General features: G+C 41.6%; 11 protein-coding genes. 2 read left to right on the forward strand and 9 right to left on the reverse strand.

Annotated elements, in window-relative coordinates; all coding sequences use genetic code 11:
* Nucleotides 1-362: 362 nt before the first annotated feature.
* Entirely contained in the window at nt 363-1574 is a 1212-nt protein-coding gene (locus MKHDV_RS16585; RefSeq protein WP_160717283.1) for a hypothetical protein, read from the forward strand.
* 45 nt (nt 1575-1619) lie between these two features.
* Nucleotides 1620-2012, forward strand: a complete 393-nt coding sequence (locus MKHDV_RS16590) for a rhodanese-related (seleno)protein (protein WP_305794757.1) — start codon at nt 1620-1622, stop codon at nt 2010-2012.
* Between the two features lie 794 nt (nt 2013-2806).
* Here MKHDV_RS16590 and MKHDV_RS16595 read toward each other — a convergent pair.
* The 9 genes from MKHDV_RS16595 to MKHDV_RS16635 all read right to left on the reverse strand — a co-directional run bounded on the left by MKHDV_RS16595 (nt 2807) and on the right by MKHDV_RS16635 (nt 11300).
* Complete coding sequence (locus MKHDV_RS16595) at nt 2807-3382, reverse strand: LPP20 family lipoprotein (protein WP_160717287.1); 576 nt, start codon at nt 3380-3382, stop codon at nt 2807-2809.
* A 12-nt stretch (nt 3383-3394) separates the two neighbouring features.
* Nucleotides 3395-4429 carry a murein transglycosylase domain-containing protein gene (locus MKHDV_RS16600; RefSeq protein WP_160717289.1) on the reverse strand — a complete coding sequence of 345 codons (1035 nt, stop codon included), beginning with the start codon at nt 4427-4429 and terminating at the stop codon, nt 3395-3397.
* Nucleotides 4430-4438: 9 nt separating this feature from the next.
* On the reverse strand, nt 4439-5038 hold the full coding sequence (locus tag MKHDV_RS16605) for a hypothetical protein (RefSeq protein ID WP_216846948.1): 600 nt from the start codon (nt 5036-5038) through the stop codon (nt 4439-4441).
* Nucleotides 5039-5109: 71 nt separating this feature from the next.
* Nucleotides 5110-6525 carry a hypothetical protein gene (locus MKHDV_RS16610; protein ID WP_160717293.1) on the reverse strand — a complete coding sequence of 472 codons (1416 nt, stop codon included), beginning with the start codon at nt 6523-6525 and terminating at the stop codon, nt 5110-5112.
* A 62-nt stretch (nt 6526-6587) separates the two neighbouring features.
* Nucleotides 6588-7283 carry a hypothetical protein gene (locus MKHDV_RS16615; protein WP_216846949.1) on the reverse strand — a complete coding sequence of 232 codons (696 nt, stop codon included), beginning with the start codon at nt 7281-7283 and terminating at the stop codon, nt 6588-6590.
* On the reverse strand, nt 7261-8238 hold the full coding sequence (locus tag MKHDV_RS16620) for a hypothetical protein (RefSeq protein ID WP_160717297.1): 978 nt from the start codon (nt 8236-8238) through the stop codon (nt 7261-7263). Before MKHDV_RS16620 ends, MKHDV_RS16615 begins: the two co-directional genes overlap by 23 nt.
* 31 nt (nt 8239-8269) lie before the next feature.
* On the reverse strand, nt 8270-9625 hold the full coding sequence (locus MKHDV_RS16625) for a hypothetical protein (RefSeq protein WP_160717299.1): 1356 nt from the start codon (nt 9623-9625) through the stop codon (nt 8270-8272).
* Nucleotides 9626-9670: 45 nt separating this feature from the next.
* Nucleotides 9671-10693 carry a hypothetical protein gene (locus MKHDV_RS16630; protein WP_160717301.1) on the reverse strand — a complete coding sequence of 341 codons (1023 nt, stop codon included), beginning with the start codon at nt 10691-10693 and terminating at the stop codon, nt 9671-9673.
* 1 nt (nt 10694) lies between these two features.
* A complete protein-coding gene (locus MKHDV_RS16635) occupies nt 10695-11300 on the reverse strand; it encodes a hypothetical protein (protein WP_160717303.1) in 606 nt (201 codons plus the stop codon).
* Between the last annotated feature and the right edge of the window lie 205 nt (nt 11301-11505).

The raw sequence follows: 11505 nt of genomic DNA on the forward strand, positions 1-11505 counted from the left end.
CACCAAAAGGACGAAAATTTAGCGTGTATAAAAATTATTTTTTTGCAACATATCCTGAAAGATCCTTAACTGTATCGCATTGTGAATTCAAATAATTTGAAGACACTACCTAAATAAAAAAGATAGACTTTGACCTTCTAGACCGCTGATCGAGATTTAGATTTTTTCTGCGGCATGCCTGAAAACATAGGTATACAGACTTTCTATCTGAATACCTTTTTCTTTTTTCAACCATACTTCCATTTAATACAATATATTTGTGTTCAGTATTACCTCAGACTTGATCTCACCCCCGTAGTCCATGTTACAGTTTCAGTGACTTCAACTGTAACATCATGGCTCGTGTCTATTGAGACGGAGTAATGCGTGAGGTAAATATGTTAACAGCGGCCTTGCTCGCAATGGGTTTTCTGCTTTCCCCCAGAGCTTTTATGATCACAGGAAGCGGTATCGGCCTGGCTGGGAACTGGTATTTTGTAGTCGCCGCAGTTCTTCTAGCAACTCAAATAGTCACTATCTCCCCACGAACTTCAAACCGTGAAGGCACCTACACCAATGCACTAGAATCATTTGGCTATGGTGTCCGCTTTTTTTCACTAGTGTTCTTTTCATGCTCGATATTGGGGATTGCCGGCTATGCTTTCAACGAAGTATTCCTATACTGGTTTCCCAACTTCCTTTTCAGTTTCATCATACTAACATGCTCATTTCTCACCTGCCTGGCACCTTCCTGCTACGCTAGAAAGATACAACTCATCGTAATCATAACGATACTTGTCGGTATCATTTTTCTCTCTGTTGCCTCACTATGGGCTCCATCTCCAAAGGAAGCGAATTCACCTGACTTCTTTTTGCCGTATGGACTATCTCCTTTCTCCGAAGGACTCTTTTTCATGGCCCCCCTTCTGATTGGTTATGAACTCTATGCTTCATCTTCCACCAAGAACAAAGTTTCCGGTTCTTCATACGCTCTGGCTCTGGGCATGGCAGCACTGTTCCTGTCCATTTTTGCCTACGCCGCATTGAGCGTATCCGGTACGGAAAAATTGGCTGATTCGACTGTCCCTTATATGATCGGCGCCAGAAAGATACTGGGTCAAACCGGACGGTATATAATGGGAGGCATCATCATTTTGGGCAGTTATGTTGCTTTCAATACAATTCTCTTATTTCTCAAAACCCCATTCATCACGCTTATGGATTCCCACTTTTTAACTCGACTTCCTAGTCGCAATCTGGGCAAGCAAGTTGTTGCGACAACCATTCCAACTCTGACGGTTTCCATTCTGCTCCTCCGTGGTTATGCCGGCGAACCAATTACCGAGTCATATATCGCTGGAGGCTTCGCCCTTTGGTTTGTGTTCTATGGATTGTCCACAGCAGTTTCCGTAACAGACACGGATTCACTTCTTTCCAAGTTGTTAAAAATATGTGGTATTTTTTCATGCTCATACCTCGCGTATGCAGTATTACAGATGCCTGAAGCCCCTCTCAAAGGACTCATCACGGCAGGTGTCGTCTCAATTTTCATCACTGCAGTGGGCATAATAGGCAGGAAAAAGTTGTTGCCCTAAAAATATATGGTACAATGCAAAACAAATATTCATAGAGAGGTTACCATGAAACCAATTAGACTAGCCGCCTTGGTCATAATAATCTTGGCATTTGTAGCTACAGCATTTGCCGACGACGTTCGGTCTATAGACAAAGAAGCTCTGAAAGCAGATATGGGTTCCTACACCATTGTCGATGTCCGCACCGGCTCGGACTGGAAAGGAAGTGAATTCAAAATACTGGGAGCTGTTCGTCTCAAAGGAGATATTGTTGATTTCGCCAAAAGCAAAGGCTGGGCAAAAGATGCGAAAATTGTTCTTTACTGTGCCTGACCGAATGAAGCTACAAGCGTCCGGGAGGCGCAAAAATTGATCGATGCAGGCTACACAAATGTTTTCGCTCTGGATGGCGGCTGGAAGGATTGGTATAGAAACAAATATCCTGTCGAAGAAAAATAGGGCAAAGTCGAAGGTAAAATAAGTCCGTACATTTGATGACACTATCTAATCAACATAACTCAAGCACTAAATATTTTCTGTACAGACAGACTTTACTTTCCCTAAGTCAAAGCAGCATATGGACTACATAGAATTTGTTGGAACCATTTTCTCATGCCTATCTAGGTGGCAGATGTTGGTTCGTAGAAAACTTTTTTAACCGTCTGTTTCAAAAGAAACAGACGGTTAATATTTAGCTAGCTGAATGCTGATGGATACTACACTTGCTATATGATTGGTGAGCTGCTAGCTGACTTGCGGCTTTTCGTCATTCTTATTGCCCTCACTTACCCATCAGCAATGAAATGCGGATAATTATATAAACATTGCGGTGTGGTAAGAAGAAAGATGAAGAGAAAGGCAAAGCAAATTCAGCTCAAAATGGAAATTTTAAAACTCACATCCGTGATGGGATAAAACAAAAAAAGCTCTTACACTTTCGTGTAAGAGCTTAAATTGCTTGGCGTCCCCAAGGGAATTTGACTCCCTGTCGCCTGCGTGAAAGGCCGGTTCATACCTAGCAGAAACTGCTTATTCCCCAATTTACAAGGCTCCTACAGAAACACAGATACCATTAGCGACATTAAAAACATAAGGTGCTTACACCTCACTTGCGGCAGTAGGTAAGATTTAACCTAACTTAATTTTGCAGATTAATCCTGTTTTGCATCTACATTCCTCATGTATACTCAAAAAACAACTGTGGTTAAAGTAGCGCTAGCCTTGCCGTTGAAATAGCACTATTCCGGCATAACTTATTGCAACAAAGCGTCAACCTGACTGTCTAATTCTTCGAATGCTTTGTTCGCTTTAAAGTCATCATACAAATTTTTCTTAATCGCTTCAGTTTTTACGTCTTTCTTAACTTCTTTTTTGTAAGACGCTGCCGGATAGAATGCTAGTGAATGAACTGTTCCATCCGGACAGAACTGGCGTTTTGTAACACGTGCACCACGAAGAACTTGAGAAGAAACAGATTTACTTACACTTTGTACATATTCAAGCACAGAAGCATCATCGCCAAACCCGCTCTGTTGCATAAAATCCTTCAGCATAGAATCTGTTTTACTTTCTACCTGACGACCAATCTCACGCATGGCTCGAGAATCAGCTGTTTCACGACTAAGTGCAGCAAGTTTAAGTTGAGCCTGACCACTGGCATAAAAACCATCAGAAGCACTTGGCGGATTAGTTTCCCATTCTGGAATACACATATCTGCAGGTGCAGCAGCAACTGGTGCCGGAGGAGCAGTTTCTACCTTATACTGTTTTGCACAACCGACAGAGAATACCATTACCATAGCCATCATCAATAACAGAAACTTTTTCATACATGTACTCCATTAACTATTACTATACAGTCTCGACCGTTCCACAACTTTTTTTACATACTGTTTCGTTTCATTATGTGGCAAATTATTCAGCAAGGCGGTATACACCTCTTTTGCAGTCATAGTGTTTACCTTTTGCACTGTTTTCGAAAGATTAGTGGTCCCCGTAAGGGTACGTGCAACATTCCCCGGCCCAGTATTATAAGCCGCTACTGACACAAGGTACGAAGTCATTATGTCTTTGACACCCTTAAAATACACATTCTTTAGCTTGCCTAGATACGCCACACCTAATTGAATGTTGTTCTTTGAATTATATAAATAGGCGGCAGTTGGTGTTACAGACTTTTTGAACACATATTGATAAGCATCACGCCCACCAGACTTTGGCACCAACTGCATAAGCCCAAAGGCAGGTACATGCGATCTTGCAAATGGGTTAAAATACGATTCAGTATGAATTACTGCGAACACAAATTTGGGATCAATGCCATATACAGCAGCATTTTTTAGCACATCTCTTTTGTACTTAGCAGCAGACTTTCTCAAGTAATCTGAAGGCAGCGGAATGCGTACTTTGACAATTTTCTTACCGTTTTCTGTTGACGGCTTAAGAATGATGGCTTTCTTTTGTATATTAGGTTTGTTAGCCCCTGTTGACTCAATAGAGAACCCCGCCTGCTTATTGCATTTCGAATCAATCTTATGCAGATGCTTCTTAATAGCCGGAAGCGCAGCTTTTACAGGAGACTGAGTAGTTACAGGAACCAGAGATTCAATTTCAACAAAGCCTTTCTCAAAATTTACTGTGCTTCGTGTTGAGAGATTCTTGCTATAGTCCACCCATAACTTTGGAGTTGAGCCTTTAAAGCCCCCCCACTCTTTAACAATCTCTTTTTCAAAAGCAAAATAGCTGTTGGTTTCTTTATCCAAATACTGCGCAAAACCATCTAACTCTTCCTTTTGAAAATCATCAAATGATGAAGCAGCCAAACAGGGTGAAACGCATAATACTAACAAAACAATTTGGTATAGAATTTTTCGCATTCACTCCCCCTAGTTACCGGAAACAATTTGGCCTTCTAACTTCACTCCCTCCCAATATACCTCGCGAGGGGATGCACCTTTATACATTACGACAACTCGCTCCCGAACAGAGAGATCCTCATTCGTTTTAAAACGCACTTTTCTACCTTCATCTGTCTTCAGCCACACAATATTATTACGTAAACGATACACAAGAGCATGTACCTCCCGCAGCATAACCTTGTCGTACTTCAGGGGAGCATCTTTAACCCACTCTGAACTTTTATCCTTTGGAATACTTACTCGAGCCCATAGCTGATGCCGATCTTCATCAAACCACAAGGCGGGAGGATTTGTGCGTAGCTGTAGCTTTGTCTTAAACTGCCCCTTACTATAGACGCTCTGTGATGATTGGCCATTGCTCTCTGACATACTGTCACCAGTCTGCGAAGACACAACAGATTCAAACTGACGAGCCAAGGCAACCTTTGCCCTTTTCTCCACATCACTAATTTCAGATTGTGTTGGCGTAGAGCCTTTAATGGAAATGAATGCCACGCCTGCATACTCTGCAAACTGGCTCACGTTACCCGAAAAGTACTCGGCTACCCATATTGGCTTTATGGCCAAACTCACACTCGGAAAACAAAGCAGAAATAAAAAGCACATATAGATAAAACGAGGCATAACTTATCCCCTTCTTACATATAGCTAAAGACGAGCTGCCCATTCTTAGTGCCACAGGCACCAAGGCGGCGTAGCCTAAATTCTCTGGCTTTTTTCATAACATCTACCTGCAATGAATCAGGATTTCCCAAATAAATAAGTTCAAACTCAATACTATGCTTCACAATAGGTCGAGACGTGACACTCTTAGTTAAGGGAAGTGCTTCAAGGCATCGCTGAAACTCATTAATTTGATCCATATTTCGAAAACCAGTCAACTGAACAAGAACCTTTGCACCGTTGTTAAACTGCTGATTAAGCGTACGATTAATCGCTGAAACAAATTCTTCTTCAATAGTTTCTAACGCATACCTATATGAATTGCGTTCCAGCAGCTCCATATTGGCAGAAATTTCCACACTATCCTCGGGATCATTACTTATCTTGAACAAAACATCACGCACATTTTTACTATCGCTCACAGAGATGTTAATTTCTGTACGCATCCCTTTCATAGTTGAATTTGCTGGGATATCGTACTGTTCTTTGTTCACATGAGCAGCAACGATGTATCGCGCAGAGCTTTTTTGTGATGTTACTGGATAATCAGCTTTTGAAAGAGCAGATTGCAACATACGAGTTAATCGCCCATCTTTTGTTGCAATGTAAAAAGAAGGTCGCCCAAGACTCTCTTTCACAGCATCAAGAGAGTGCTCATTTTCTTTTTCTGAAATTCGTGCTGCTATCTCGATGACATACTGTTTTCCTTTAACATACTCCTTAAGAATGGAGTATTTCTCGACCTGTCCATGAGAAATTGCAGCAACACCACTATGTAATTTTCCATTATTCTCAACGGTAGAGCGTGAAGCTGTTTGTACACCGGCATACTGCTCAACGGCATTGCGTAACGCCTGTGCAAGCGCTAATTTTCGCGCCTTAACAACACCAGGTTTCAATGAGGCTACACCACGAGCCTTTACTTCGTTAGAAGTATCAAGCTGCATAAGCGAATCACGCACAAATTGATTTTTCTCCGTAATAGCGAGGGCTACCCATGATTCACGTCCGGAATCACCACTTGCTACAACCTTGGTACTCTTTAAAAACGCTTGAACATTAGATGACACTTTTGAGAAAAAAGACTCTTTTGCTATGCCATCCTGATACGACATTTGAGCCGATTCAGAACCAGATACAGTTTCACCACCTAAAAAGGCTCCAAGCTGCTTTAAAGCATCAAGGCGAGCAATTTCTAATGCCTTGTTTGGACTTCTATGGCTGCCATGCCCAATACTAATGATCCCCAACCCAGTTTTTTTACTTTTAAAAACTTCTACCCCTGCACCTCTATCCAGCATTTCATGGGCCTTTGCTTCGAACATATTCTGAGCAAACGCAGGTACAGACATGATAACAACCAACAACAGTCCAGCAATAAAACGTAGCATACACATCCTCAAAAACTTGTGCAGGTAAAGCTCATCTACCTGCACAAGTTCCTTTATTCTAGTTACCAGTCAAAGCTGTCTGAACCAGCACCGCCCTGTACAGCAGATTTGTTTCTATAAACATTCTTCTGCCCTTTTGCAGGAGCCACTGCACTAGAAGAAGTTGAAGTTTTTGCAGAACGAGCAGACATCTTTTTTGCCTGTTTAACACTTTCTACATATCCAGCTTTGGTTGTTTTCTTACGTTTCTGGTCAACAACATCCATGATCCGGCTAAGGTAGTTTGATTTTTCCATTTTCATTGCCTGCCGTGCAGACTCACTAGTCAAATCAAAAATGGCCACATACATTTTCTGGCCAGAAATAGGATGAATCAACTCTTTACCGTACACTTTGCCTAATCCGCTAATCTGTCGATTTTCAAAAGACTGCTTAAGAGTTGAAGCATAGCTTTGAAGTGCAATGGATTCATCTTTGCCATTCATGTTGTATGTCTTTTGTGCAAGATCGGCACGTTCGTATGCTGCTACATTCGCAAACAATGCTGTTGCGACTTCTTTACGCGCCATCATTTCTGCAATACCGCGGCCAGCCTTTCGGCTTGTTGATGATGTCCCAAGAGCAGCTGCACCAATGCCAATAAAGTGTGTTTCACCCTTATTGTCCTGGAATTTGCGTCCACCAATAGAAGAGCTCCAATCCTGACTTGTAAGCCATTCCGCAAGAGATTTTGCTTTAGGTGTTTTTTTTGTATTCAACACCTTTCAAAAAAGCACGGACAGCTTTCTCGTTAGACTTACTCCAAGCAATCACAGTAACCATTTCAAAGCGTTCTTCAGACTCTACCCAGCCTTCAAACTGAGCCACAGTCATAGCACCTAGTAATGGCATGGCAGAACACAGTTGAGCTGAACTTGTAAGAGTTTCCTTTTCGGTTCCTTCGTAGCTTTTCATGGTATTTTGCAAATCTTCAAGTTCCTGATTTGCTTCGGTGTATCTTTTTTTAATTTTAGCTAATTTTTCATGCTTCTGAGCATCAATTTTGCCAGCATCAAAGTCACTATCGAGCTTTTTGATAGCAGCCTCTATCAACGCATTAACTCTGTCGCCAGTAGTTACACCTGCATTTGCTTCAACCTCTGCCTGCTCCTGCTGTGTAAGTAGTTTCATTACTTTTGATTTCTGAGCATGAATTTTTTTATTCAGCTTATCGAGCTTTTGATTAAACTGCTCATACAAGTCAGTGCCCGGTGTAGACACCTTGTCTTCAATACTCATATTTGTACGAATATATTTAATAACACTCGCGCGCGCAGAAAGAGTTGCTTCCATGGCTTTCAATGAACGCTTAATTAAAAAACTGTCATCGTATGAAGGATCTTCGCAATCGACACTTGCTTCACCAATGGCAATGAACACTTTTTTATCGCTGTTCCACCCTTCGGTTACGCCGCGCTTTGTCAAAAATTCCTGTACCTTGTCTAATGCATTAACTTCCTGAGCCTGAGAAACATCTTTAGGCGCTTGCAGCAAATCCTGAACAGTTGCATCTGCGACTGCATCTTCCATTGCCACCTGCGCGTTTTCGGCTACAGCTTGTACGTCTTGAACCGGATTGTTTTCTTCATACTCAACAGCAAAAGAACTTACTGTCATGCACAACGTACACATAGTGGCAACTACTACGATTTTATAATAATGACTGATAACCATCACACTCTCCCAGAACGTTATAAAAAGAAGTTTATACATCAGTTATACGCTGTGTAATTTTTTTAATTACAGCGCGATTTTTAGGCGTAGCCATTGCACGTGCTGTAATGCAAAGCCATTTGGCATGATCAGTAAATCCAAGATGCCAAACGCTCTCTGCATAACTAGCCATTGCTTCTCCATTGGTAGGTTGAAGCATTAGCAACTGCCGATATACAGCTGCACTGTCTCGCCAGTTCTTTTTTGCTTTAAAAACTGCACCTAAATAATCCCAGCACGATGCATTGGCAGGGCTTTGACTAATTGCTTTCATTAACTTTGTCTGAATAGCCCCAACAGGCTCACGCTTCGCAAACATTTTTCGAGCAGATTGAAAACTAATCGTATCTATTGCTGTAACAGAAGGGTCCATAAAAAAGCACCCACCACTATCCAAGACCATTGACACAATATGTTCTGGTGCAAGTTGCAAGGATGAGGGATGGTTTAGTAAAAAAGATGTGAGAGAATTAGAGCTATAGGCGGTAATGGTTTCGAGCGACCAATCCTTTGGAAATGCAGCATGGGCAAGCATTGCAATGCTGAAAGGTTCAATATCGCCTTTAGGAAAGGAGTCATGCAATGTATGCATTATTGCATTATTTGCAGGAGAAACCGCCAGAAGGGCATAGTCAGCATCCACAATAGATTTCTTGGAAATCACCACATCCAACCGGCGCTGTGCGAGTGAGTTCGTACGAAGTGAGTAGTTTGCCAACGGATAAGAGTCAGACAAGTCCGCAACAATAAAGCGTGCTGCTAAAAACTCTTCCCCAAGTTCTGCAAACAATTTGGAAAGCCTACTATTAGCACCTTCAGCAACAAGCGAGCGAATATACGCTTCCATTAGCGCAGCATAGTCTACCGTAGCCTCTTGGTATGCTTCCAACTGCTTGTTCAATGCGGCACGTTTTCCTGCAATCACAAGCCGGTATGTTTTTTTCACCGGCTTATCCACGAGTACTGCGACAGAAAGCCCATCTAAACCAAAAAAGGATGTTCCCTGCGCCATAAAGTCTGATAGATCTTGTCTCAACACTGACGAGGTAATTCCCGTTGCAGCAGAAAATTGAGGAGAATTAGCATTTCCCCATTTTACAAGTTCCTTTACGAGGCATTGGCGAGACTGCTTTTTCAAAACCTTACGACTTTCATCGTGTAAACGCGGCAACTCAACAATGACAAAAAAATCATCCTTGTATTCATACACTCCAGATGGAGACTGCATATACTTTGCTTCATATATTGCAGACCGCTTCATCGAATCATCAACAGAAGCATGTACGGGCGCTACATGCATCCCGATCCCAATGATCAGCAGCAGCCCCCCCAATGAACATAATTTCATTATGCACCCTATAAAAAAAGGGGAGAGAACACTCTCCCCTTTTTTTTAATCTTTGTAGTTAGTTTCCCATTCTGGCGGGGTTGGCATGCCGTTGGAGACAGCAAAAACTTCATTGCGAGCCATGAAAGTTGGATCTGACTTAGCTTCTTCAACCAGTTCTTTAAGTTCTGGATCAGTGCTCCATTTTATGATTTTACCAGAAGATTTATGCGCACCTGGATGAACTTCACCAACAGCTAATGGCACATCAATCCCCATATCTTCTGTGTACATAATTATAGTCTGCTGCCCCATGAAGCCTTCTTCTTTACCCTTATCAAGGGCAAAGCGAGAGCCACGGATACCAACAACCTGCGCACCAATTGGAAGCTTATTACCAAGACGGTTAGCGAGGACTTTGAGAGCATTGATGGAAGCCTGATTTATTGCGTCCGTTGCACCACGAGTTGGATCAAAACCACCAAGAATTTTTCCGGATGGAAGACGAACAAAAGTGCGCCTTGAGCGACCTTCCACATAGTCCGCTTCAACAATTTCATCAGTTTCAACATCAAGTAATTGATAATCGACACGCACAATATAAATAAGTTCATTGTTGTCTACTCGTTCATATTCTTCTTTCACGGCAGAAACACCACCAAAAAGAGTATAATCTGCATTCAGGCCACGTCCAAAACGCATACGAGTTTTGCTGTCAGTCGTTCCCATATCCTGAAAACGTTTTTCAGCCATTTTTGCTTTCTGCCCACCATGGCGAGAAACAATAGTAAAACGTTTCAGTTTACTAATTTCAGTTTCTAAAGAGGTAGAAACTGTTTCAACTGGAAATTCACCATAGTTATCTGAATCTTTATTAGGGAAGAAATAGACACCTACGACAAGGCGTTTGTAATTGTTTTGAGAATAGTTCTCGGGTAGCTCAATTTCTTTATCCGTTTTTATGTAGTCTGCTTTACTTGTTGTATGAAGAGTCGGATTAATCTGAATCCCGCTCTTCCCACCTACACAACCAGTCATCAATATTGCCACAGCAGTAATGCAAAGTAATACCTTAAAAATATTGTTCATCTTAGCGTCCCTGATAAGTTCGTGCTCGATCTAAAGCAGCTCTATAATCGTTCATCCATGACAAGGCTTTAACGGAATACGTAGCTTGCTCTGAAGCGTGTGAAAAACCGTTGTACATCTTTTTGTATTCCAAAAAGTTAAAGGCCAGTTTGCCTACATCTACTTTGGATAATCCTACAACAAGCAGATTTGCATCTTTAAGCAGGTGATTAGCCGTCTTAAGGCTGTCTATTTCATTATCAAGATACTTATTGTATTCCTTTTTATCTTCAGGAGACAATGTATCAAGTGCTTCTTTAAAAGCTTCTTCTCCATACTCTTTACGAACTCGTTCCAACTTCAAAGCTACATAGCAATGCTCTGTACGTTCAACAGTCTTATCCAGCATACCTGTAGATAACCCGTACATATCATCAATGCTTTGGAAAATTTTAGTTGTTCCTTCGTCGCTAATTTTTTCAAACCCATTCTCGGGTCTATTTTCCTGAAACTCTTCCCATGCCATTTGTTTAGAGCCAGCGCCGTCTTCTACTTTGGTTGCTTTTCCGCCGACACACCCAGCAGAAACAATCATAAGAACACAGCAAAAAAATACTTTTTTAAACATAGTCCCCCTCTTTTGCTAAAGACAAAAAACAGAAAGACCGTATTTTTTTTTTCGTCAAAATAGTCAACGATGCTTATCAAAGATTCGCTAACAGTACTTTTCTATCAAAATAACAGATTGAACTGTAAACTTTCCCCTCCTTATCGCAGCGTCACGACTTAGGTCACGTTCGCGGTAAGTACTCACTCTTCCTTTTATAGTAAAA

The organism is Halodesulfovibrio sp. MK-HDV, assembly GCF_009914765.1.
In the GTDB taxonomy this organism is placed as follows: domain Bacteria; phylum Desulfobacterota; class Desulfovibrionia; order Desulfovibrionales; family Desulfovibrionaceae; genus Halodesulfovibrio.

Excerpts from the sequence above, each read along its gene's own strand:
- MKHDV_RS16600 (WP_160717289.1), bottom strand. The coding sequence starts at position 4,429 with ATGCGAAAAATTCTATACCAAATTGTTTTGTTAGTATTATGCGTTTCA.
- MKHDV_RS16635 (WP_160717303.1), bottom strand. The coding sequence starts at position 11,300 with ATGTTTAAAAAAGTATTTTTTTGCTGTGTTCTTATGATTGTTTCTGCT.
- MKHDV_RS16610 (WP_160717293.1), bottom strand. The coding sequence starts at position 6,525 with ATGCTACGTTTTATTGCTGGACTGTTGTTGGTTGTTATCATGTCTGTA.
- MKHDV_RS16620 (WP_160717297.1), bottom strand. The coding sequence starts at position 8,238 with ATGGTTATCAGTCATTATTATAAAATCGTAGTAGTTGCCACTATGTGT.
- MKHDV_RS16595 (WP_160717287.1), bottom strand. The coding sequence starts at position 3,382 with ATGAAAAAGTTTCTGTTATTGATGATGGCTATGGTAATGGTATTCTCT.
- MKHDV_RS16625 (WP_160717299.1), bottom strand. The coding sequence starts at position 9,625 with ATGAAATTATGTTCATTGGGGGGGCTGCTGCTGATCATTGGGATCGGG.
- MKHDV_RS16585 (WP_160717283.1), top strand. The coding sequence starts at position 363 with ATGCGTGAGGTAAATATGTTAACAGCGGCCTTGCTCGCAATGGGTTTT.
- MKHDV_RS16630 (WP_160717301.1), bottom strand. The coding sequence starts at position 10,693 with ATGAACAATATTTTTAAGGTATTACTTTGCATTACTGCTGTGGCAATA.